The sequence below is a fragment of the Olavius algarvensis spirochete endosymbiont genome (genome assembly GCA_900608495.1).
Classification (GTDB): domain Bacteria; phylum Spirochaetota; class Spirochaetia; order DSM-2461; family DSM-2461; genus UBA2779.
Window position 1 is genome coordinate 1 of record UWYT01000244.1, and the last position, 22,841, is coordinate 22,841.

Here is a 22,841-nt window from a genome sequence, read left to right on the forward strand (position 1 = left end):
CCAGGCTGACAGCTCACTTTCCCTTGACGCAGGCGCGAAATGGCTTCGGCCAGGAGTGAGGATTCGGCTTTTTCGATATCATTCAGCGCTGCATGCTCCAAAATGTGCAGTTCGGAACCAAGCTTTCCGAGCAAATAATTGTAGCTCTGCGAGACAGTTTTACTGTTCATTCCAACTCCTTTAAGCTCTGCCAGAATTTCCGGCAGTGGCGCCAGGCATCGCATAGGCTTCGCGTTTGGGGGTGGATTTTGCAGTATCTCTTCCTCGGTACGGTCGGCCAGCGAGTCAATTCTGTGGGAAACCCCTATGGTAAGCGCTTTGCCACAAATCGGGCAAAGCCCATTATGGGCCCTGGTTTCCTTTGGAGTAAGGCAAATGTTGCAATTGCGGTGACCATCCAAATGATATTTGCCTTCTTCGGGATAAAACTCAATCGTGCCGGCAAATCCTTCACCAGTTTTTAATGCGTGCAAAATTGCGAAGTAATTGATTTCCGTATCATAAACTGTAGCTTCTCGTGCGATTTTCCCTGGTGAATGGGCATCAGAGTTCGACACAAGGCGAAAACGATCAAGTGATGATAGATGCCAATTCATAGGAGGAGTAGAAGACAAACCGGTTTCCACGGCGAAAACACATTGTGCCAAGTCTCCATAGCAATCATCAATGGAATCAAAGCCAGATTTGGAACCCAACGCGGCAAACCACGGTGTCCAGATATGTGAGGGGATGAGATAGGTGTGTGGTCCTGTATCCAGGGATATTTCCAACAGATTGCGTGAATCCAATCCTAAAACAGGGCGTCCATTCGAAGAAATTTTCCCAAATTTTGATAGACGTTTCACTAACCTGTTGACTGTCCGCAAATCCGGTACAAAGACAAGATGGTGTATCTTGCGAACCTTGTTCCATTTTTTGTAAATAGTCGAAATCTCAACTTCCAGCATGAAACGTACAGGGTGGTCCAGGCATGCCCTGGGGGATATGGCATCAACTCTTTTTTGAAATTCAGGTTTCAAGCGGAACAGCCCGGCATCTTCTGCCGGAATTAACTTCTCCTCAATTTCCGCTAACCAGGCCGGATGGGTGAAATCACCCGTACCGATGACAGTAATTCCTTTCTTGCGTGCCCATAAGGCAAGATGCTCGATATCCGCGTTTTTGCTGCTTGCACGAGAGTACTTCGAATGAACATGGACATCCGCGTAAAAACACATAAATCTTAGGTTATTGTTTGTGGCTGACAGCAACAATGGTGTTTCTAACAGCATACAATCATGATACAGACGACACATCCTGGGGAGCTTGCTGCTTGTCGCGTTTTGTATAACACTGTGAAACAAGATGAGAATGGATTTTAGACTCCTGATAGTGCCATGTCTGTTAATGGCAGTGCTTGCACCCTCCTCGGCCGCAGAAAAAGACAAAATGCAGTTTTGGGATAAGCAGCAAAGAGGCGCCAATATTTTCAATGAGGAAATATCCGGAGATGATATAAGAATCGCGAAGGAATACGGTATTGCCTTTATCAGACTGGCCCCAGATAAATTTATAAGCGAGGCCCGAGATTTTTTGATAGGAGACGCTGATAATTATCAGGGCCTGGTTCCCAAAGATTTGAGAAAATTGAAAGGCATTCTGGATATGTTTCACGAGGAGAAGATGCCGGTGCTTGTCACGGTACTCAGTCTCCCGGGTTCGAGGTGGAGGCAGAACAATAACGGGAAAGATGATTTACGTATATGGAGAGATAAGAAATTTCAGAATCAGGCTGCAATGTTTTGGCAGGATTTATCAAGGGAAATATCCAGTCACCCGGCCGTTGTCGGTTTCAATATTCTGAATGAGCCCCATCCCGAAAAATTGTACTCGCAGGGAAATTTGAATAAGACAGAAGTTCAGAGCATGCTCTTTGATTTTTATGATTTAGTTATTGGTTCAATTCGTGAAGCTGATAAGAATATACCCATCATTCTGGACAGCTCCGCTTATGCAGACCCCGGGGCTTTTCAGCAACTTAAAAAGCATAAGGATAAGAAGGTGCTCTACTCATTTCACATGTATGAACCATATGCCTATACAAACAGGAAACTCAACGATGGCAAATTTCAGTATCCAGGGCTTGTTAACGAAATTTACTGGGATTACACAGCGTTAAAAAACTATATGAGCGACGTGCTTGCCTTCCAAAAGGCAAACAGGATATCAAACAATCGCATTTTAGTTGGAGAATTTGGCGGTCACAGAATGAGCAAGGGACTGCCTGGCTATTTTGAAGATTTGACAGAGTTCTTTAACGAGAATGGATGGCATTATGCGTTCTACGCCTTTCGTGAAGATACCTGGGACGGAATGGATTATGAGCTGGGAGATGGAAGAATGCCCTGGAGCTACTGGCAAGCTTTGGAAAGGGGGGATAAACCGGTTGTTGATAGAAATCCCGACACCCCGAGCTTCAAAGCAATCCTTGATTCAATGAAAAAACCGTAGTTGCAGAGAGTACATCTTGCTTGGCTATTTGAATTTGAATATCATTTCAAAACGCTGGGAGATGAGGCGTTCAAGTTGATATCCTTGGTGCTGGAAAGGTTGATGATTGCGAATCTAGTTGTAACTGTGCCCTTAGCTCAGGTTGGATAGAGCGTTAGGTTGCGGACCTAAAGGTCAGAGGTTCGAGTCCTCTAGGGCATACTTCATGGAGAGATGCGAGAGCGGTTGAATCGGGCGGACTCGAAATCCGTTGTGCCGGATTCCGGCACCCAGGGTTCGAATCCCTGTCTCTCCGATGGATTAAATGGAGTGGTGACCGAGAGGCCGAAGGTGTGCGCTTGGAAAGCGTATGTATCCTAACCGGATACCGAGGGTTCGAATCCCTCCCGCTCCGTATCTCCCCCCGTGTAAATATTGGGGGCCTGTGTATCATCGCCCAGCCCTTCAAGTCCGGCATGAGCCATCAGCAAACGGGGGAGCTGGCCTCTACTTCACGCATTGCATGATGTACCAGAAATGTCAGTGGCTCCAAAGGAACGATAGACAGAGCCCGCCGCCCAAACCGATCATGCTGCTGCCGACGAACACGAAAGGCGAGTCGGGGAGAAAGAGGAATCCGACACCGATCCCGATCAGCAAACCTCCGCCGATCACCAAGCCACTAACCTTCTTTTTGTCGTTGTCTGTCATATCAAACCTCCAAATTTGAATACTGGAGTGTAGCAATGGAATGAAAATATGTCCATCTTGAGCGCGGAAGAGAATCGGCCTCTACTTTGCGTATTGCCTCGGAAACTAGCCATATCGGCCTCAAAGTCCCGGATCGCTCCCTATTCGAGTTTGCCTAAAAGAGAGGGATAAGCCGGATTTTGACTGTTATCGGTCCAGAAAGACTTGAGATAAGGGACTTGAGATAAGGGACTTGTGATAGGGGACTTGTGATAGGGGACTTGAAATAGGGGACTTGAAATAGGGGACTTGAGATAAGGAATCAGAAGTTTCGGCATTTCTTTCCTGAAACTGGAATTCCCGTTGATCGTGTGGCGATGACTTCGCCAATTTTCCGGTTAGAGTCAGGATTCTAAAATTTTACTATGTAGACGTTTGGAACGATATATCTTTCCCGTTAAATGTGATCACGGGCACTCCTTTAGTAAACACCTGATAACAACGTACTATTACATAGATGTCAACTGTAAGTCATACAAAGTCTCATATGAAATGTGATATGTTTCAAATTATAAGTATATGTCATGGGATAACTTTTTGAAACATTGTTCATCATACAGTGAAGCTACACGTAAGAAAGGTTGCATAAATTGTTGACTATAGCGAATGTAAATCCAGAGATGCTCACATGGGCTCGAAAAGCTCAAGGCCTTTCACAGGAAGAGGTTTCATCCAAGAAAAGATTCCGTAAGGTCTCAATGTGGGAAGATGGTTCAAAGAAACCCACAATGAACCAACTTCTTGATCTGGCACATTTTTACCATAGACCCAGTGCCATTTTCTTTCGCAGTAGTCCGCCATCAGACATGAAGAAGATCCGTGATTCCCGTTCAAAATCAATGGTTGATGAGTCTCCGCTGAGCTCAGCATTGATTACGGAGTTTCGTCTATGTGAGAATCGTCGAAAAAGAGCGCTTGAACTGGCTGAGATTCTTGATAAGGTAACATTTTGCAATATTCCTGCAACAACCATAGACGCGGATGTGAACCAAGTTGGTAAAGAACTATCGCGATTTCTGGAAATTGACTTTGATAGCATTCGTTCCTTTAAGGAAGACTCTGATGTACTTGGATACTGGATTGACAGAGTAGAAGCGAGAAGTATCTTAGTTTTTCGTACCCATACCCATACAGGCCTGAATCCTTCCTATAAGGAGATTCGCGGTGTGAGCTCCTATGAGGATGAATATCCATGGATTCTCATCAACAGCCAGGAGCATCCACGAGGCCAGCTTTTTACTCTTGGCCATGAACTTGCACATCTAATGCTGAGATCCAGCAATCTTTGCGATCTCAATGAAGATGATCATTCGGACTCTGTGCGCTATGAACGATTCTGCAATCAAGTATCTGCAGCGGCTTTGATGCCTAGAAAGATAATTGAGGAATGGATCGCATCCCATTCAATGAAGTTCAGAAGCGATGAAGAAATTGAAAAAGGAATAAGTCTGATCCAGAAGAAGACTCATACAAGCGAAGAATCCATTGCTCGTAGGCTGGTAACCCTCGGTTTCATTTCATGGAACGATTACAATCTTGTCCGAGATAAATCCATACACAATCTTGATGAAGATCGCAAAAAACTAGGAAATATCCCGGCAGGAGAATACTACTACAAAAGAGTCATGAGGTGGAATGGAAGGAAATATACTAACCTCACAGCCGAAGCTTTCATCGAAGGTAAAATAAGTCTTGGTAGAGCATCTGAACTGATGAGTGCCAAGATACCAATCTTCAATAAGATTATCAGTAAGTTGTATCAATGAACTAGTATTCAGTGGTGGACTTAATCTTGAAAAACAAAGGAGTCTTCAAGTATCTCATAAAATTTTGTTCCAAGGTCTGAGATAGATGCTCCTCCTGATGAACCAAGGTACATTCCCCCGGCTGGGAGTTTGAGGAATCCAGTCATCGCAAGTGGAGAAAAGTCAAACTCAACCCTCTCCATATCTAAACGCTTTCGCTCTTCACCATCCTCAGTTGACTTCATTTTATTCCTGTTCTGATAGTAGCTGGCTAAACAAGATAAACCGTCGAATGGATGCATTAGATCTATACTGAATCGAATCTTATTATACTCATCCTGGGTAAATCTCTTCTTTTTGGCGAAGGACTCCAAAAAGACTACACTCAGCATTTCTGCCTTCTGTTCAGTCTGGTATCGATCAATGTCGATCAAGATATTTTCTATAATCTTACGCAGAATGCGAGGGTCGCGATTAAGATTATCAAGTAAGGCGTCGATTTGATCGTCGGATATCTTGTTATTCATCGTTCGGATAAAAGCTGAATATTTCCGCACAAAAAAAGCAGCTTGAAAATTGCTTACAAGCTTCCCTACAGCGACAAACCACTTCACCACTGGAATATCAGCAAGTAATGAGCCATCAGCTAGAATACCAATTATGGCATCCAGTCCAAGCTCCGCGATGTCCTCAACAACACCTCTTGCAGGTTTTAAGACTTCAGATGAGAATTTTCGTACTTCGCTATCTTTCATCATCGACAAACACCCCTCATGTTTCGAGTTGAGCGCGCGGTAAAGGTCGTCAAACAGCGTCTTTGATGGTGGTTTCAAATGCAAACTCTGTATGTTGGTCGAGCATCAGGTGGCTTCTTCTTAAGAACGAATCGTGCCCGCGCTTCTCGGAGCATATTGTGCGGTTCCATGCACCTGATATCTATCCCTTTGCAAGCATTGGGAATTTTGATTTTACCTTTCGAATCGCTCTCGATTTCATTCGTCACCACCGTGTGGTGGCCAGCTAGCGCCTGGGCCACGAGGTAGTAATCGGCCTTTTTTAGGAAAGAGTCTACCGCATAACGCTCGTAGTTCTGATTTTCAGCCCACTTGCTTACCTTCTTCATAGCTTCCTCTATTATATCCGATGATACTGTGTCGTCCGGACTCAGAAAGAAGTCGGATCCTCGCGCCTCGGCCCATTTCGACAGTTCATCATTGCCGCTTTTTAACTCATCATAGACCTTTTCCACACTGAAGACCATTTTGTTTTCGTGTTCTTTTACGAGCCAATCCCAGAAGGCGGGGCAGAAGTCCATGCCGTAGTGGGAATTCTTGGCTCTGATGAACACGTCGGTGTCAAGCAGGTAGCTCATTATACTCCGATTTCCAGCTCAGTGCCGAAACGACGAAGCGTTTTTGCACTCTTCACCCCCAGAAGGCGGAACGCCTCGGTGAAGGAAGTTTGCCCCTCGAACGTGCTGATTACGAGCGCACGCGCAAAGCGTTTTCCGACGCGGGCTGCCAGAGTAAGGTAGAAGTTGCCGCCTTTACTCTTGGGCATTCTTCTTAATAGCTCCAGCTCACCTTTGTAGGCCTTCTGGAATTCTTTGGGGGTGAACGCACCGATATCATTGATCCGGCGGAGCACCACTAACGTGCTTACCTTGAAGAGCTGTGCCAGCCGGCCCAACTCCTTATGGATGTCGGTAGACGGCTGTAACTTTGCACGCAACTGGTCCAGTGGGAGCAGCAACTCCGCGGCGACCCGGTTACACCAAGTCTCCACCGGATACGAAGACGCTGCGTCAAATTTAACGTCCGAAAGCGAAGATTCACCCAGCCAGAGGTGCGCCAGTTCGTGGGCGAGGGTGAACATTTGTGCTGCCTTCGTATCTGCTCCGTTGATAAACACGAGAGGCGTCAAGTCGTCGCAGAGTGCGAAACCCCGGAATTCCTCTGGGTTAAGCTTGCGACGGTTGTTCGTCCCAACAACACCGTTCACCATAACCAGAACGCCGAGCGCATCAGCCTGGTCGATGAATCGCCGAAGAGCTTCGGTCCAGGTTTGCAATTGAGCGCGTTCTTTCACATCGAAGCAAAGGGCATGCCGCATTTTCTCGGCCACCATTTTGACGTCGTCCGTCAGTTTCGCTGAGCGCACGAATGCGTGTTCCGGCTCGCCGATCGTCCGAATGAAGCTGTGATACCACTTCTGGCGCTGCTGGCAGAGATAGATCGTGTCGAGCAAATCAAGGCTCGGCTCTTTGGCTTTCTGATTGGCGATGGTCCGCAAGTCGGGAATAGGCAACTGTTCTTCCGGGGGCTTGGACAGGAACAAGTAGCCGATCGGAACGTACATCGCCTTAGCAAATGCCTCAAGCTGCTTGAATGTCGGTCGAGCCTCGCCCCGTTCCCATAGCTCGAGTTTCGGGAATTTCTTGCCAAGCTCTTCTACTGTGCGATTGGCCCGCTCGCGTGCCCAGCGCAGCAGGTCCGGCTCGACATTCACTCGGATCATATCGCCTCAGTATAGTATTTCTGCCATATTTTTTAAGCAAAATTCTTAGGATTTATTCCGAATATGTTCCGATTAAAACTTGACTGGATACCGACAGTTAGTCATCTTAGTAGTGTCGTACCGGGGCTCCCCTTGGGACCTTAAAGGAGGCGCGCCCAGGGTACCGAAGTGAGGGGGAGATTATGGTGTTAATATGGTGCTTATTTCAATTTCTCAAAAAATGAGCGCGGGGCGGGTTGCCTCTGTTGAGAACTATCCGAAGCAGCTGGGGATACAGGGATTCGTGATGGCGTCACTGTATAATTTTCAGGTGGTAACTGCGCAGCATCAAGTGGTAGGGTACGCTTCTTCGAAACCAACAAGCACAGCAATCCAGAATAGGTGCAATCGTTTCCGCGATTAAACCATCCACGGATAGGAGAGTTCTCACCATCTCATCACACTTCACTTTACGCCCTTATCTTGCGAAAGAAATTGAAGATAGTAATATAGGCAAATGCAAACTCATCATGATAGGGGGGTGGAGTATGTCTGATCGGGTGAATGTCAATGTAAGCGTCGTGGGAGAGATTGGCGGGAAATCGTATTTCGATGGAGGGCTTCTGTCTTATATCGGCTGGACGATTCTCGGATTTCTGTTAACTATCCTTACACTGGGAATCTGTTATCCGTGGGCTGTTTGTATGATGTATGGCTGGGAAATCAATCACACCGTTGTAGGAGGTAGACGTCTCAAGTTTAACGGCAAGGCTATTGGCCTCTTCCTACTTTGGATTAAATGGTTGCTTCTCATAATCATTACACTAGGAATCTACTCCTTTTGGGTTTTCATATCTCTTAAAAAATGGAAAGTGAAAAACACGACGTTCCAAGCGGAGTAGACTCCGATTCCAGGATTTTATTGGCTTACCGTGTCGAGCCATAATCGAATCCGGGCTTAAACTTCCGCAATCTCCACCGCCAGGCTTCTGTTGTCTTGAGGTATCGCCGGAAGCCGCTCCGGCGGGCCCCCTCCCATGAAGCAGCCGAGAACGCGTCAGTGATTCCGGGAGTTCGAAAGAAAGGATGTCAGAATGAGCCCGACGCCCAAACCGGCCAAGATGCTGCCGATGAAAAAGAAAATCGATGTTGAGATAAAGAAGAATCCAACGCCGATTCCAATCATCAAACCACCGCCGGACGCCCAGGTGCTACGATCTTCGTTTTTGTCTGCCATATCAAACCTCCAAATTTGAATGCCGAGTATGAACATATGTCCATCTCGAGCGAGGAGCGGGTTGGCCTCTGTTGAGAACTATCCCAAGTGGCAGGGATACGGGGATTCGTGATGGTGTCACTTGGGAGTATAATTTTCAGGTGGTAACTGCGCAGCATCAAGTGGCAGGGTACGCTTCTTCGAAACCAACAAGCACAGCAATCCAGAATAGATGCAATCGTTTCCGCGATTAAACCATCCACGGATAGGAGATGAGTTCTTTCATCATCGCCCACGCTTTACTTGGCGATAAATTCTGCGAAGAAAATTGAAAAAGACATGATTGTCTGCAAGTTGTCTTAAAAATTTTCTAACGGGGTGCACATATTTGGGGCCAAACATTGCCTGAAACTTCTGATGGCCAAATGGCAACAGTTCTTCACCGAAGGTTCTCGGCAGCTTAGTGTCGCCATATTTCCCGGCTTCAATGTTTTTGATGATGTCGATCAGCATCGGGAAAAGGTTGTGTTTTCGCATGGCGAGATTGCGAGCCACTCGAAGAGTTTGCCTATATTTTTTGTCGAATTCTTGCTTGATAGCATTATCAATGGTTTTGACGGATGAAGTGAATTTATTGATATCAATTCGGGCAAAAGAATTTTGAGGGAAATACTGTTCCAAGTTGGGGCAGCCAAAGTAAATTGGATAAGTGCCCGCGATGACACAGTCGGTAAATTTTTCTGAAAAATAGTGGTTGCAATTTGCGTTCTCCAAAACAACACTGAAGCGGTATTCTTTCAAAGCTTTCAATTTATCGTCCATCGGCACGAAGCCACGCCCATAGAAGTCTATTTTCCTGCCATAGTGTGCCTTGAGTTTTTTTGCAAATTCAAGACGTTTCGCATGAGTGCGAGTAAATGCTTTGTCCGATGCGATTACAGAAATGAGCTTTGTCTTGGGAACGTCGAACAGAGCTTCCAGTGCATAATAATTCAGTGTGTTACCAGGGTTGGTGGAACCTAGTTGCCAGCCGATAAACCACGATAGTCCTGGTTGATATAGGATGCGGCCGGGATGTCTTAGGCGGGTATCTTGCGTTATTATCCATGCGAATTGTTTAAGAAAACCCTGCTGATACCTACGAACCGATGGTGGTTCACCCCCCGCATGTATAGTCTTCTCTGGAGCACATCTCAGCTTGATGGGCGCGTGGAGGTCGTCGCATGCAACGAGGTAATCATAATCTTCATCCTCTGCGTTGATGATAAAGCGCCACCCATCCCATTCTAAGATATCATCAGGGAACTGACGAACCCATGGGATAGGATGCACTGAAGAGATATTGATAACTCTCATTTCAACAAAACTCCGATTTTCATATAGGAATTGTCATTGCTTGAGCACAGCAACGCAATCAACCCGGTGAGGCAAAACCGCTCCCCGTTTTGGGCCCACTAGGACTTGAACCTAGGACCGTTCGATTATGAGTCGAATGCTCTAACCAACTGAGCTATAGGCCCGAACACGCCAGGGTCTGGGAACCCATGGCAGGATAATCGTAGTAAGAGAATAGAATATCGTCAATTAGATGATAAGAAAGCCATTTGTCGGCCATGATGCCAAAGACGAAGTTTGGATTTTCGCAGCTCATCAGATGTTCCAAGTCGTGCTTCACAGGATTAACTTATTTGCGGACTGCAAATGAAAAATCACCTGACTATGTCTTTAGGGTTATTTGTGATTTACTAGTGAAGCCATGGGTTTTTGTTTATCCGTCATGCTAAATGGTTCACGTCCAACGCCCGCGGAGATTGAAAAATTTATCCACTCAACCAGTGATCCGATTAAACTGCAATTGACCGGTGGCTATCTGTTTAAAAGCTGCGTAGCGGACGAGATTCTCCATATCGGGATAGTACCGGCAATTTCAGAGAATGAACGACTGCATCACTACGATGTCGGTGTACCCTGTGCTGAATCTTTGATAGGTACCATTTCGAACACTGGCAATTTCAGCATTTTGTTTCGTGCCGATAAATCAGATATGGACGAGGTTATTCGGAAGAAATGGCAGCTAAGCTACATAGCCTTTGCGAAATTCCTGGTGGTTCACGGCTATGCTGGGAAGGGAGACTTAGACTGGATTTCGAAGGCAATAATCGCCGAATCCGGAATCTTCAATCCTATTCCTCAAAATATATTTGAAATCGCTGGTTTAGAAGATAGCTATGGATTGTAGAGTGAGAAGTCAACCCTTTGTATGCGTTACCACGGACTTTGTTGAGTCAGATTTGGAATGGGAACGCAGGGAATATGAGGCAGCAAACATCATCTACAGAACCAATCAGTTGAAAACCGCGAAAAGCGCGCAACTAGTGGCGGCAACACGAGATGCTGATGTATTGGTGGTGGACCAGGCGCAAATTGGCAGGGAAGTGGTGGCAGAACTATCGAGTTGCCGATTGATACTCAGGCACGGAGATGGATACGATAATCTCGATATAGAAGCCGCCACGGAGGCAGGGATTGTTTGCGCTAACGAGCCTGGATTCTGGAGTCGGGAAGTTGCGGAGCAGGCGCTTGCGCTTGCACTCTCATTAACGCTGAAATTGCCCATTCAACAAACTGTAGCCCGCGAAGGGAGCACTCGAGGATGGAACTATGAGAAAGTTACGCCATATTGGACACTCGGCTCAAGAACTGCTGGCATAATCGGTTTTGGCAGAACTGGCACCTTCGCATGCAAACTCTTTTCCCCATTGGCTTTGCGGGTTTTGGTACACGATCCGAGTGCCAGTAAAACAGCTATAAAGGAAGCCGGCGGAGTATTTGTCGGTCGCGAAGAGCTGCTTGAAGCTTCCGATATTGTCAGCATCCATATACCAGCCAACCCGGATACGATCGGACTTTTCAACTCAGCTTTGATTGGCAAAATGAAACGAGGGGCGATTCTTATAAATGTTTCACGAGGGAGCATCGTAGACACCGAAGCCCTGTATGAAGCCCTCCTGCGGGGACAGCTCTCAGGCGCCGGATTGGATGTAACCAATCCGGAGCCGCTTCCCCAAGGACATCCTCTGTTCTCAGTTCCGAACGTAATCATCACACCGCATATGGGTTGGTACAGTGAAGATGCACTCTGGAAGCTGCGGCGGCAGATAGTGGCAGATGTGTGCGCTGTGCGCGATGGGAAATTGCCACTGTCGGTAATAAATCCTGAGGTACTGAAAAGCGATCACCGACGGTTAAACCCGGGTTAGGCAGTTATAGTGTCTCAAAAACTGAATAATGAGAAGGAGGGGGAGCTTAAGCGCTTAGGGCGCTATTACCATCGATATGATTACGCAAGATTGCCGGCTGAAGCCCATGTTCAGCTGCCAGAAGCAGTGAGTTCAGCATCAACGCCAGCGAAGCGGAGGCGATTGCTCCTTGGAACACCCATGCCGGATTATTGCGTGTCAAACCGGCAACAATCACTGAACCAAGTCCGCCGGCCCCGGCGAGTGCACCAATAGTAGCGGTTCCCACATTGATTACCACACAGATGCGAATGCCCGTACCAATAACAGGGAGGGCAAGAGGCAACTCAATTTGCAGTAATACCTGCAGGCGGCTCATACCTATCCCACGAGCGGCTTCCAGTACCGGCCTGGGCAGGTTTTCTATCGCGGCAAGTGTATTGTTTAGAACAGGCAGGGTGCTGTAACAGACAAGCGCCAGGAGTACTGGTTTGAAGCCAAAGCCAAGAAAGGGTATGGCCAGCGCCAAAACTGCCGCTGGAGGCATCGTCTGGGCAAGAGAGGAAACATCTCGAATCAGTGTTAGAAATGGTCTTCCGGCCCGCCTGGTAGCGGCGATACCGAGACCCATTCCAATAACGGCAGCTACGGCTCCAGCAAGCAGGGAGAGCAGCAAGTGCTCAGTTGTCAGCTTGATTAGAGACTCCCTTGGGAAGATCCACTCATTCGCACCAGGGAAAAAAAACTGCAAAACAGGCTCAAGAATGCTCGGAATAAAAAAGGCCACCAGAACCACAAGATAAACAAACAATCCAATCCAACGCCTCACGAGACACCAATCCCCGCGGCGTTTTCCAGAAGATTCTCCATCGTCAGTTTACCCATATGCCGCCCACTTGGTGACACCGCATTCAGTGAAGATTCACCCGCCTCAAGCATCAAAGACAGCGCCTCCTTAAGAGTAGCATCTGTTCGAATCAAACCAGTCGGCGTTCCGGAATCACCATAGCCACCAGGCGCAATCGGAGTAGTCTGGCCAATAGTGTCTCCAACACTGAGTCGCGCCAGACGTCGCAACGCCCTGTCTTCACCCGTGAAATCTCGAATAAATGGATTGGCATTCAATAATAATTCCCCAGGTGCGGCCGCAGCAACCAGGCGGCCTCCATTCATCACGGCAATGCAATCACCCAGTCGAATAGCCTCATCCAAATCGTGAGTGACAAACACCACAGTTTTTTTAAGCGTCGATCGAATACGCAGGAATTCCCTCTGCAACACCTCGCGCGTCAGCGGATCCACGGCCCCAAAGGGTTCATCCATCAGCAGGATAGGCGGATCTGCCGCGAGAGCCCGTGCCACTCCAACACGCTGTGCTTCCCCTCCGGAAAGATGCGCCGGCCAGGCCTCTGAGTAATCGTCCGCAGGTAAACCAACCAAGTCCAACAACTCCCGCACCCTGGCCTGGATTTTAACCTTGTTCCATTTGAGCAGGCGTGGCACAGCCCCGATATTTTCAGCAACGTTCATATGCGGGAAAAGTCCCACTTGCTGAATCACATAACCAATATGACGGCGGAGCTCAGTTACCGGAATCTCCGAAACATCCCTGCCGTCAACAAGAATCTTTCCCGAACTCGGATCAACAAGTCGATTAATCATGCGAAGACTAGTTGTCTTACCGCAACCAGACGGACCCACTAGGACAAGAAGCTCCCCCTTAGGCACTTCAAGGGAAAAATCGTTAACCGCCCTCTTCTTTCCATAAGCCTTGCTTGCATTCCGCCATTCCAAAGTCATATTACAGAACCTCACCTAGAAGGCCAGGCGAAACCGCCCTTCGGATAACAAGTTCCCAGCCTCTGTTCACCAGAACCGCCATGAGGATAAGCGGGAGAACGCCCAGAAGAATCAAATCCGGCGCGGCCTGGCCAAGCCCTTGAAAAATCATAATCCCCAAACCTCCGGCGCCAATCAGTGCGGCCACAGCGGCATTTCCCACTGCCTGCACAGAGGCGGTCTTGAGTCCAGTGAGGATATAAGGCAATGCAAGAGGCCATTTAATTCGCCAGAATAATTGCCGCCGCGACATCCCCATTCCTCGCCCGGCCTCCAAAGCCGGGAGTGGTACGGAAGCTATGCCGACAATCGCATTCCTCGCGATAGGAAGCAGGGCATACAGGGTCAATGCAATCAAGGCCGGCGCCGCTCCAATTCCACGCAAACCCAAAGAACGCAGCAGCGGGAAAGCGCGTGAGAGTGCGGCAAGAGGCGCCATCAGCAAACCAAAAAGAGCCATCGACGGAATCGTCTGGACCACATCCACAAAAGCTATTACCAGTCTCTCGATGCGTTTGTTTTTTGACGCGATAATACCCAAAGGAAGCCCAAACACAGTTGCTCCCAGAATCGCGAAAACGAATAGTCTAACATGGACAATTAGTTCATCAAGGAATCTATCCTGTCTTTCCAGCCACTCCTGAAAAACTGAAATCGCCGCGCCTCTGCCGTCGGAAAAAATCAAGCACACGGGTACAAGCGCACAAACCGTCAGCATCAAAGAGCGCCATCTTGGAGCCTGCCGCCTCGAGTGATCGATAAGCACATAGGAGGCCCCCGGCAAACCCCAGAAGCCAATAGCCGGACTAACCCTAGGCGCCTCTCCAGCCTGTCCCAGCAACGCTCCGGCGCGAACAAGCAAGACTGCCGTAATCCACAAACAAGCCACACCGGCAAAGCTATAGACCAAGTTGCGCGTCTTTCCACCCCCCCCGGAGAGAGCCACTACCAGAGTCAATGCTCCCAGAATAAGAACACCTGCCCCAAGTCCCCCACCCAAAAGTTCGAAGCCCCGGATTATCTGTCCGTCGACAACCCGGTTTTCTTTCAGAGCGGCGAAAGGACCAAAGAACGAAACAGAAGCCAGCAATACCGCTGTCAGGGGAACAACATCAATCCTTTCACGCTCAATCAGTCTCAATCAATAAAACCTTCTTCCCTAAGCCAGTCCTCAGCCACCGTTCGCGCGGCAACACCGCGAACAGCAATTCGTGCATTTAGAGACTGCAAAACAGGCAAATCGAGTCGCATAAAAACTGGATTCAATAGATTAGCCAACTCAGGCTTCGCCCGCAATACTTCACCTCGTATACGTGGCGCCGGCTCATAAACCACTTGAACTCCCAGATTATCCTCCAGCAGCACCAGATTCAGTGCCGACAGAAGCCCATCCGTTCCGTACGCCATAGTTGCATTCACTCCATCAGTTCCCTGCGCAGCCGCCTTTTCAGTTAGCGCCGTATTACCGCCGGAAACCACCAGTAACTGATTTTCAGTTAGCTTAAATTCATATGCATCCTGAAAAGCGGCTAAAGAATCCGGCCTGCTTACAAACTCCTCCGAGCCCGCAAGCTTCACAATCCCTCCAGCATTGACATAGCGTGCAAAGTCACTCAAGGTAGTCAAATCTGCGTTCTCCGACAAATCGCGTCTAACAGCAATCGCCCAAGTATTGTTTGCCCGAGCCGGTTCAAGCCATTCGATATCGAAAGCTTCGGAATCCAACTGCCTGACCGCCGCCAGAGCCTTCTCCCTGTCGTACCAGTCTCGGCCAAAACCATTGTCAGCAAAAAACCAATTGCCATTGCCGGTATATTCAGGATATACATCCACTTCTCCGGTCTCAAGCGCCTTACGGACTACATCAGTGGGGCCCAGTTCCGTTCTGTCCACCACTTCGAAACCTCCATTTTCCAGTACCAGGATTATCATATTTCCCAGCAGGGCACCTTCAGTATCGAACTTCGACGCTACCGTAATCTCACTCTTTTCAGCCAATTCGTTCCTGCCGGATGCTGAAAGCAAACCCACCAGCCCAATTATCATCACAGCTGAAATCATCCTTTTAAACATAACAAACCTCGCTTTCCGTAATATTATGAGGCATTATATATTTCACCAAGTAGATGTTAACACCCTTAATTATCCAGCAAGAAGCTCAAAGAGTGCCTTCCCTCCTCAAAGTCCTATCCGCTAATCTCCCTTCCCATCTCCTGGCAACTCTCCCCCAAATGAAGCATCATTTCTGGCAATCCGGCGACTCAAGGTGGACTGGCTTACACCCAGCATACGTGAGGCCAAACTCTGATTGCCGGCCGCCTTCTCAAGAGCCGCAGTAATAACAATATCCGTAAACTCCTTCATCGTTGGGAAATGGCCAATAAGCTCCACTAATCCATCGTAGCCAAGATCAATCTCGGAACCATCCGGGATATTCTTACCATGAACAAGTTTTCTGAAAGTTGCGAGACTCAAGACATTCCCGCTAGTTCTGCTAAGAGCATCGAAAACCAGCGAATGCAGCTCACGTACATTCCCCGGGAAATCATATAGATTCAGAAGTGAATTCAACTCTTTTGGAATTCGAGGGATTCTCCTCCCCAACTCTCGCGCCGCTTCCAGAAGAAGAACCTTTGTAAGCGGCATAAGATCCTCGCGCCTGTCTCGCAGTGGCGGCAACGTCACCTGATGTGCCATCAGCCGGAAAAATAAATCCCGCCGGAAACGCCCATCTTCGATTCGTTTCCCCAAGTTCACACACGTTGCCGCTATCACTCTCGCATCCGTGCTACGGGCAACATCGGAACCCAGTTGATAATACTCCCGTTCCTGCAACAAGCGCAGCAGCTTCACCTGAGAAGCAGGCGCCAGGTCACCAATCTCATCCAGAAAAAGAGTTCCTCCGGCCGCCCGCTCCACTAAACCCAATCGATCCGTATGAGCGTCCGTAAAAGCTCCCTTTTTATGTCCAAAAAGCGTATCTGAAAAAAGCGCATCATCCAAACCTGCTGCATTAACCGTAACCATCGCTCCCTGCCTGCCGCTTGATTCGTGGATCGCTCGTGCCAGAAGCTCCTTCCCTGTACCACTCTCACCCATAATCAGAACAGGCCTGTTAGTCCCGGCGACAGCTTCGACATACTGAAAAACTGCCAGCATTGAATCCGAACTGGTCACAAGTTTCGAAAAGGCTTCCGGATTCTCAAGCGTCGCCCTGTCCAGAACCCGCCTGCCCATCGCCCACAGCTCACTATTTAACTCACGCCACTCAAGTGCCTTTCTCACAGCCGTAACGAGCCGTGTTTTTGCTGGCGGCTTGGTGATGTAGTCATAGGCGCCCTTCTTCATGCAGTTAATCACAGTCTGAAGATCTTCATCGCCAGTTATCATCACAACAGGGAGATTCGTCTTAGTTCCGGTAATCTGTTCCAAAACCTCAATACCGCTCAATCCAGGCAAATTGATATCAAGAAGCACCAGGGAGGCATCGTTGTCGCGCAACCGAAGTTCCACCTCAGCGCCATCGTTACAGATTATGATATTCTTGTAACCTGCGGCCCTCAGTATTGTCTCGTACAGCGTAAGAGCCGTAACATCATCATCAACAATCAGAATTTTCTGATCCTCAATACTCGCCATCAGAACCCCCTATCAGTATCGACCTGATACCTGCCAATGACACAATTTGCTTGAAGGGAAAAAATGGAACACAAAAAAAACAGCAGGGAAAGTTCTGATGCTTAAGAGCAAAAACCCATCACGAACCTGCTACCGCGAAGAGTAAGTAAGCTGCATTGGATAGGTTGGGCGGAGAAGCATCAGAACATGAGAAACTTGTCGAAACTGACTCCAAAGACTTCCAATTATGGAAAAATATCAATATTCTGTGTCATACGAGGAGTTGTCTTTTGAGTGAAATAATACTTTCGATGCGGGATGTGCATAAGCATTTCATGGGCGTGCATGCGCTGAAGGGTGTGGATTTTGAACTCAGGAACGGTGAGATTCATGCACTCGTCGGTGAAAACGGTGCCGGAAAATCCACCTTGATGAAGGTGTTAACTGGAATATACGAAAGGGATTCGGGAGAAATCCTTCTTGAGGGTCAACTCTTTCACCCGCATGATCCGAAGCAGGCACTTAGGGCCGGGGTTGGCATTATCCACCAAGAACTCAATATGATGGAGCACCTGACAGTGGCTCAAAACTTGTTCATTGGCCGAGAATCGATGCACAAGGGGGGACTGTTCTTGAACGATAAGGCGCAGGTGCGCCGATCCAGGGCACTTTTCGAGCACCTGAACATGAACATCGACCCCTCCGAAATCCTGGGTCGCCTTACGGTGGGAAAACAGCAGATGGTGGAGATTGCTAAAGCGGTATCACACAGTTTGAAGGTTCTGGTGCTTGATGAGCCTACCGCAGCATTGACAGAAACCGAAATTGACGAGTTATTCACCATAATGAGGGATTTAGCTTCAAGGGGTGTGGCAATGATATATATTTCCCACCGCATGGATGAAATCGGAAGAATTACCGATCGGGTTACTGTGTTAAGAGATGGGAAATATGTTGGCATGAACGATACTGGAAGCGTTACCAAGGAAGATATCATCAGCATGATGGTAGGACGGGTTATCTACGAAAAGCCGAAGGCAAGTAGCAATATTCCAGCCGATTCGCCGGTGGTTCTTGAAGTGAATAACCTTATGGCTGGAAAGATGGTGGAAGATGTCAGCTTCACTCTGAAACGCGGAGAAATTCTAGGCTTTGCCGGCCTGATGGGCTCCGGGCGTACCGAAACGGCGCGGGCTATTTTTGGCGCGGATGAAATTCAAGGCGGAATCATTAAGATTAAAGGACGGTCAGTTAGAATCAACAGCCCCATGGATGCAATTTCCCATGGTATCGGTTATCTTTCCGAAGATCGCAAACGATTTGGTTTGGCCACGGAACTTAGCGTTGTGGAAAATTCCCTGATGGCTTCCTATGAGAAATATGAAACTGGAATGTTCATCCATTCCAAAAGAATCAGAAAAATAACAAGCACCTATGCAAAAAAGCTGAACATAAAAACTCCAAGTATCGATCAGCTGCTTAAGAATCTTTCAGGGGGAAATCAGCAGAAGGTTGTTATTTCGAAATGGCTTATCAACGATGCAGATATTCTGATTTTCGATGAGCCCACGCGAGGCATCGACGTTGGTACGAAAAGCGAAGTTTATACCCTGATGAACAGATTGGTGAAGCAGGGGAAGTCGATCATTATGATTTCTTCGGAACTTCCCGAAGTGCTCAGAATGAGCGATCGCATTGTAGTGATGTGCGAAGGTAAGATTACTGGCGAGCTCGATATCCAGGGGGCCAGCCAGGAAAAAATCATGGGATTTGCAACTATGAGGGAGAGCATATGAACGAAACTGGGATTGAGAAGAGTATTGGTACAAGAATGCGAGAGCTTGGGCTGCAAAAATTTCTGGCTCCAGCCGCACTCGTTATTCTGTATGTTTTCTTCTGTTTTTTCGGAAGGAATTTTTTTGCTTATGGCTCCTTGATCAATATTCTCGATGCCTCATACTACATTGGCTTCTTAGCCATAGGCGTCACATTCGTAATCATTACTGGCGGGATTGATCTTTCCTGTGGCACGGTTATGATGTGCGCGGCGATTATTGGCGGAACCGCATACAAGAGCTGGGGCTGGCCCATGTGGCTCACCCTGATTACGATTATAATTGTCGCAACGCTTTTTGGTTTTTTTAACGGCATTATGATTTCAAGGCTGAGGTTGCCTCCCTTTATTGCGACCCTGGGTACGATGATGATTTCCAAGGGTATCGGCTCGATTGTGTCCAATGTTAGAAGCGCCACCTATCCTACCCGATCGGAGGCCGATGGTTGGTTCAAGAGTATTTTCAAATTTTTGGGTGAGGACGGTGTTACTGTTCCAACAGGTTTCATCGCACTCATTATTACCGCCACAATCGCATATTTAACTCTTACAAAAACGAAGATGGGCAGGTATATTTTTGCGCTGGGTTCCAACAAGGAAGCCGCACGGCTCTCTGGCGTAGATGTGAGGAAGTGGGAAATGATGGCCTATGCCGTTAGCGGTATAACTGCTGGTATCGGAGGTATGGCTTTTGCGGCGGTATATACCACTGTTATGCCTGCGCAGGGGCAGGGATTTGAACTCTATGCCATTGCTGGAGCGGTAATAGGCGGCACGTCGCTTTCAGGCGGTGTGGGTTCAGTTTTCGGCACTCTTATCGGCGTTTATATCATGAGCATTCTGAGGGTTGGACTGCCGTCGATGGATCTCCAAGCGCATTATCAAACCTTTTTCACCGGGGTTGTTGTGATTGGAGCCGTTTTGCTCGATATCTATCGGAATAAGAGAGCCGCGGAAGTTCGGGTGTTAAGCAAGGCAGATAGATTTCGCGCTGCCGAATTTGCAAAAATTGCTAAGATTAAAGCGGAAATAACTGGCTTGAGCAGGAGCGAGTCCAAAGACAAACGGGAGGAAATTGCAATGATTCGGGCGAAAACGAAAGCAACCTACGCCCGGATGGTTAAGGAAGAACGAGCCGAGAAGAAGCGCATGCTGGCTGCGGAAAAATTGGCGGAAAAGACTTTCTATCAAGAGCAGGAACAGATCTCGAAACTCGAAACCTAACGCACATAAAATCTTTTGTGTTTTATACCCTTGCGCTATTTGGGATTTTAAGCTTATTATGCACAACAATTCAGGCTGTGGGCCTGATGTTGATTATTTTGAGGAGGAATGTATGAAAAAACTTGTTCTTGTGTTCTCTGTTATGACTCTCGTAGTTTCAGCTGTTTTCGCCAATGGTGGTGCGAGTGGCTCTGCGGAAAAACCGTATATCGCGGTTGTTTCAAAAGGAGAACAACACGATTTCTGGCAGCAGGTGAGACGTGGCGCAATGGATGCGGCTGCGGATTTCAACGTAGATGTTACATTTGAGGGACCTCCTACGGAATCAGATGTGCAAATTCAGGTTGAAATGATTAACAATGCCATTTCCAAGGCACCGGCGGCCCTCGCCCTGGCGGCTTTGGATACCACATCGGTAATCGACCAGCTGTCTGATTTGAGAGACAAGGGCATACCTGTGATTGGCTTTGACTCCGGCGTGCCAAACGCCCCCGAAGGTTCAATACTTGCAAATGCTTCTACCAACAACTATGCCGCCGCTGGTCTTGCTGCGGAGAAGATGTTTGAGATTATCAAACCGGAAATTGAAGCCGCTACAGATTCTTCACCAGTCAAAATTGTTGTCCTGAACCAGGATGCTTCTGGTGAGTCTCTACTGAGCCGTGGTACTGGCTTCCGCGATACGATGATAAAGCTAATCGACGAGCAGAGCAAACTTTCCAGAAGTGATATTTCTGTTATTGGAAACCCTGCCTATGTTGCCGATGACAGCCCCAAAACCGGTGGAAAAGTCTTTATCGAAATGATTGTGCCGGCTTCCGCGGCTAATACCGATGCCGCTGCTTCTGCATCCGCAATGCTTAACAAGGTGGAAGATGACAGTATTCTTGGCGTGTTCTGTTCAAATGAGTCAACCGCTAAGGGCATTCTGGCCGCCACCAATGATGGTGCCGATCTTGCAAATAAGTACAATATTGTAGTTATTGGTTTCGATGCTGGGGCTGGTCAGAAGAATGCGGTTCGCAAGGAACTTTTTGCTGGTTCGATTACTCAAGATCCTTACTCAATTGGCTATAAGGCCGTAGAGCTTGCCAATAAGTCTATAAAGGGTGAAATGGTTGAGGATGTAGATACAGGAGCTAAGTATTACACTTCAGCCAACATGGACGATCCCGATATAGCTCCTCTCCTATACGATTAAAAGACGGTAACTTTATAACAAGGTTTGCTCCCCCCCTCCTCTCCCTTGAGGAGGGGGGCAAATCGGTGGCCAGCGTCCGCAGCAGGAATTGATGGCTTCGATTCCCCTCCCGCTTGGATTCCCCAGGGGAGGATATTTGTCGAAATTTACTCCCAGAGCTTCCTGTATTTATCCACATCGGCAGGGATTACTAATTCAAATGGAATGTCCCAAATTTTCGGAAGCTCCTCGCGGTTAACCGCTTTGATTGCGGCTTGAATACTGTCTGCACCATGCTTATAGGCATCCTGTAAAACAGTTACATCCAGCTTACCCTCTTCCATAGCTTCAAGTGCATCGGGTGTGGCACCTATACCTGCAACTATGACATCGTCAAGCATGTCAACTTGTTCGAGAGCCATAATCGCGCCAATTGCCATTTCATCGTTATTGGCAACAACTGCATCAAAATTGACACCGGATTGAATCCAGTTCTCCATTAATTGAAATCCCCTTTTTCTCTGCCAATTACCTGTACCCTCTCTGACAACCTCGATTCCAGGATATTGAGCTGCAACATTGTGGTTACCTTCCGTCCTAAGACTTCGGGCCCTATTGCCCATTCCTCCCCAAATAATAATTACGTCACCTTTCCATCCAAGCAGTTCAGCAACTTTTTCCATCTGAATGGTTCCAGCATACAGGGAATCCGAACCGACATAAGTGGCCAAGCGGCTTAATTCCGGCTCTTCCGGGGCATTATTTACCGCAATCAGCGGGATGCCGGCCTCATCAGTTGCATTCAATAGCGGCCCAATTGCATATGGGTCGACAGGTACGATAACTATCGCATCCACCTTTTGAGCGATAAGGGTATCAATTTGGGTCTGTTGAATCGTGAAATTGTTCTTCGCATCCACAATTGTCAGTTTCACACCTTGTTTTCTTGCCTCGGTACGCATGCTTTCATGCATGAACGACATCCATACGTCATCAAAGTCGGCGGCTGCCACACCAATATGTACACCCCGTGCACCACCGGCCCATAATTCCACCGTGGCTCCAAAAACAAGAAACAGGACCAATAACGAAATAGATTTTTTCATTTCTCCACCTTATATGAAATATTGTCCACAACTACTCAACGGTTAATTATCTAATCGAATACACTGAGCAGGAATCACTAACACACTTCATAACACAAGTATCGGAAGTCTCGGCTCATTTTTTT

General features: G+C 47.8%; 22 protein-coding genes and 4 tRNA genes. 11 read left to right on the plus strand and 15 right to left on the minus strand.

What is annotated here, in order from left to right; genetic code table 11:
* Positions 1-1,217 (minus strand): endonuclease Q family protein (locus S1OALGB6SA_RS07090; RefSeq protein WP_230204488.1); only part of this gene is annotated, 1,217 nt, incomplete at its 3' end.
* A gap of 127 nt (positions 1,218-1,344) precedes the next feature.
* On the opposite strand from S1OALGB6SA_RS07090, the gene S1OALGB6SA_RS07095 reads away from it, so the two are divergent.
* From S1OALGB6SA_RS07095 to S1OALGB6SA_RS07105, 4 genes are all read left to right on the plus strand, one after another.
* The gene (locus S1OALGB6SA_RS07095) at positions 1,345-2,490 is read left to right on the plus strand and encodes a glycoside hydrolase family 5 protein (protein WP_124032994.1); all 1,146 of its coding nucleotides are present in this window, start codon (positions 1,345-1,347) and stop codon (positions 2,488-2,490) included.
* 126 nt (positions 2,491-2,616) lie between these two features.
* Positions 2,617-2,691 (plus strand) — tRNA-Arg (locus tag S1OALGB6SA_RS07100).
* Positions 2,692-2,697: 6 nt separating this feature from the next.
* Positions 2,698-2,785, plus strand: a tRNA-Ser gene (locus tag S1OALGB6SA_RS10290).
* An 11-nt stretch (positions 2,786-2,796) separates the two neighbouring features.
* Positions 2,797-2,884: transfer RNA gene (locus S1OALGB6SA_RS07105), tRNA-Ser, on the plus strand.
* 125 nt (positions 2,885-3,009) lie between these two features.
* On the opposite strand, the gene S1OALGB6SA_RS10295 is transcribed toward S1OALGB6SA_RS07105, so the two are convergent.
* Positions 3,010-3,180 (minus strand): hypothetical protein, encoded by a 171-nt coding sequence (locus tag S1OALGB6SA_RS10295; protein ID WP_195910359.1) that lies wholly within the window; start codon positions 3,178-3,180, stop codon positions 3,010-3,012.
* An 845-nt stretch (positions 3,181-4,025) separates the two neighbouring features.
* Between S1OALGB6SA_RS10295 and S1OALGB6SA_RS07110 the strand changes: the two genes are divergently transcribed.
* Complete coding sequence (locus S1OALGB6SA_RS07110) at positions 4,026-4,985, plus strand: ImmA/IrrE family metallo-endopeptidase (RefSeq protein WP_195910360.1); 960 nt, start codon at positions 4,026-4,028, stop codon at positions 4,983-4,985.
* A 20-nt stretch (positions 4,986-5,005) separates the two neighbouring features.
* Here S1OALGB6SA_RS07110 and S1OALGB6SA_RS07115 read toward each other — a convergent pair whose 3' ends face one another.
* The 3 genes from S1OALGB6SA_RS07115 to S1OALGB6SA_RS07125 all read right to left on the minus strand — a co-directional run bounded on the left by S1OALGB6SA_RS07115 (position 5,006) and on the right by S1OALGB6SA_RS07125 (position 7,481).
* Positions 5,006-5,722 carry a hypothetical protein gene (locus S1OALGB6SA_RS07115; protein ID WP_124032996.1) on the minus strand — a complete coding sequence of 239 codons (717 nt, stop codon included), beginning with the start codon at positions 5,720-5,722 and terminating at the stop codon, positions 5,006-5,008.
* Positions 5,723-5,793: 71 nt separating this feature from the next.
* Positions 5,794-6,336 carry a DUF4411 family protein gene (locus tag S1OALGB6SA_RS07120; RefSeq protein WP_124032997.1) on the minus strand — a complete coding sequence of 181 codons (543 nt, stop codon included), beginning with the start codon at positions 6,334-6,336 and terminating at the stop codon, positions 5,794-5,796.
* Positions 6,336-7,481, minus strand: coding sequence for a helix-turn-helix domain-containing protein (locus tag S1OALGB6SA_RS07125; protein WP_124032998.1), 1,146 nt, complete (start codon positions 7,479-7,481; stop codon positions 6,336-6,338). The genes S1OALGB6SA_RS07120 and S1OALGB6SA_RS07125 overlap by 1 nt, the downstream gene beginning before the upstream one ends.
* A gap of 527 nt (positions 7,482-8,008) precedes the next feature.
* On the opposite strand from S1OALGB6SA_RS07125, the gene S1OALGB6SA_RS07130 reads away from it, so the two are divergent.
* Complete coding sequence (locus S1OALGB6SA_RS07130; RefSeq protein WP_124032999.1) at positions 8,009-8,362, plus strand: DUF898 family protein; 354 nt, start codon at positions 8,009-8,011, stop codon at positions 8,360-8,362.
* 155 nt (positions 8,363-8,517) lie between these two features.
* Here S1OALGB6SA_RS07130 and S1OALGB6SA_RS07135 read toward each other — a convergent pair whose 3' ends face one another.
* From S1OALGB6SA_RS07135 to S1OALGB6SA_RS10300, 4 genes are all read right to left on the minus strand, one after another.
* Positions 8,518-8,697 (minus strand): hypothetical protein, encoded by a 180-nt coding sequence (locus S1OALGB6SA_RS07135; protein ID WP_124033000.1) that lies wholly within the window; start codon positions 8,695-8,697, stop codon positions 8,518-8,520.
* 264 nt (positions 8,698-8,961) lie between these two features.
* Positions 8,962-10,032 carry a glycosyltransferase family 10 domain-containing protein gene (locus S1OALGB6SA_RS07140; protein ID WP_124033001.1) on the minus strand — a complete coding sequence of 357 codons (1,071 nt, stop codon included), beginning with the start codon at positions 10,030-10,032 and terminating at the stop codon, positions 8,962-8,964.
* A gap of 90 nt (positions 10,033-10,122) precedes the next feature.
* Positions 10,123-10,196: transfer RNA gene (locus tag S1OALGB6SA_RS07145), tRNA-Ile, on the minus strand.
* A complete protein-coding gene (locus tag S1OALGB6SA_RS10300; RefSeq protein ID WP_195910361.1) occupies positions 10,187-10,351 on the minus strand; it encodes a hypothetical protein in 165 nt (54 codons plus the stop codon). The genes S1OALGB6SA_RS07145 and S1OALGB6SA_RS10300 overlap by 10 nt, the downstream gene beginning before the upstream one ends.
* Before the next feature lie 81 nt (positions 10,352-10,432).
* On the opposite strand from S1OALGB6SA_RS10300, the gene S1OALGB6SA_RS07150 reads away from it, so the two are divergent.
* Entirely contained in the window at positions 10,433-10,915 is a 483-nt protein-coding gene (locus S1OALGB6SA_RS07150; protein ID WP_124033002.1) for a hypothetical protein, read from the plus strand.
* Complete coding sequence (locus tag S1OALGB6SA_RS07155) at positions 10,905-11,936, plus strand: NAD(P)-dependent oxidoreductase (protein WP_124033003.1); 1,032 nt, start codon at positions 10,905-10,907, stop codon at positions 11,934-11,936. Before S1OALGB6SA_RS07150 ends, S1OALGB6SA_RS07155 begins: the two co-directional genes overlap by 11 nt.
* A 46-nt stretch (positions 11,937-11,982) precedes the next feature.
* Here S1OALGB6SA_RS07155 and S1OALGB6SA_RS07160 read toward each other — a convergent pair whose 3' ends face one another.
* From S1OALGB6SA_RS07160 to S1OALGB6SA_RS07180, 5 genes are all read right to left on the minus strand, one after another.
* A complete protein-coding gene (locus S1OALGB6SA_RS07160) occupies positions 11,983-12,744 on the minus strand; it encodes an ABC transporter permease (RefSeq protein ID WP_124033004.1) in 762 nt (253 codons plus the stop codon).
* Positions 12,741-13,715, minus strand: a complete 975-nt coding sequence (locus S1OALGB6SA_RS07165; protein ID WP_124033005.1) for an ABC transporter ATP-binding protein — start codon at positions 13,713-13,715, stop codon at positions 12,741-12,743. The genes S1OALGB6SA_RS07160 and S1OALGB6SA_RS07165 overlap by 4 nt, the downstream gene beginning before the upstream one ends.
* A 1-nt stretch (position 13,716) precedes the next feature.
* A complete protein-coding gene (locus S1OALGB6SA_RS07170; protein ID WP_124033006.1) occupies positions 13,717-14,895 on the minus strand; it encodes an ABC transporter permease in 1,179 nt (392 codons plus the stop codon).
* The gene (locus S1OALGB6SA_RS07175) at positions 14,892-15,800 is read right to left on the minus strand and encodes a glycine betaine ABC transporter substrate-binding protein (protein ID WP_230204491.1); all 909 of its coding nucleotides are present in this window, start codon (positions 15,798-15,800) and stop codon (positions 14,892-14,894) included. The genes S1OALGB6SA_RS07170 and S1OALGB6SA_RS07175 overlap by 4 nt, the downstream gene beginning before the upstream one ends.
* 147 nt (positions 15,801-15,947) lie before the next feature.
* A complete protein-coding gene (locus S1OALGB6SA_RS07180; RefSeq protein WP_124033007.1) occupies positions 15,948-17,393 on the minus strand; it encodes a sigma-54-dependent transcriptional regulator in 1,446 nt (481 codons plus the stop codon).
* A gap of 269 nt (positions 17,394-17,662) precedes the next feature.
* Here S1OALGB6SA_RS07180 and S1OALGB6SA_RS07185 point away from each other — a divergent pair, with 269 nt between their 5' ends.
* The 3 genes from S1OALGB6SA_RS07185 to S1OALGB6SA_RS07195 all read left to right on the plus strand — a co-directional run bounded on the left by S1OALGB6SA_RS07185 (position 17,663) and on the right by S1OALGB6SA_RS07195 (position 21,631).
* A complete protein-coding gene (locus tag S1OALGB6SA_RS07185) occupies positions 17,663-19,168 on the plus strand; it encodes a sugar ABC transporter ATP-binding protein (protein ID WP_124033008.1) in 1,506 nt (501 codons plus the stop codon).
* Positions 19,165-20,430, plus strand: coding sequence for an ABC transporter permease subunit (locus S1OALGB6SA_RS07190; protein ID WP_124033009.1), 1,266 nt, complete (start codon positions 19,165-19,167; stop codon positions 20,428-20,430). The genes S1OALGB6SA_RS07185 and S1OALGB6SA_RS07190 overlap by 4 nt, the downstream gene beginning before the upstream one ends.
* A gap of 112 nt (positions 20,431-20,542) precedes the next feature.
* Positions 20,543-21,631 carry a substrate-binding domain-containing protein gene (locus tag S1OALGB6SA_RS07195; RefSeq protein ID WP_124033010.1) on the plus strand — a complete coding sequence of 363 codons (1,089 nt, stop codon included), beginning with the start codon at positions 20,543-20,545 and terminating at the stop codon, positions 21,629-21,631.
* A 146-nt stretch (positions 21,632-21,777) separates the two neighbouring features.
* Here the strand turns inward: S1OALGB6SA_RS07195 and S1OALGB6SA_RS07200 are convergent, their stop codons facing one another.
* Positions 21,778-22,716, minus strand: coding sequence for a sugar ABC transporter substrate-binding protein (locus S1OALGB6SA_RS07200; protein ID WP_124033011.1), 939 nt, complete (start codon positions 22,714-22,716; stop codon positions 21,778-21,780).
* Positions 22,717-22,841 lie beyond the last annotated feature (125 nt).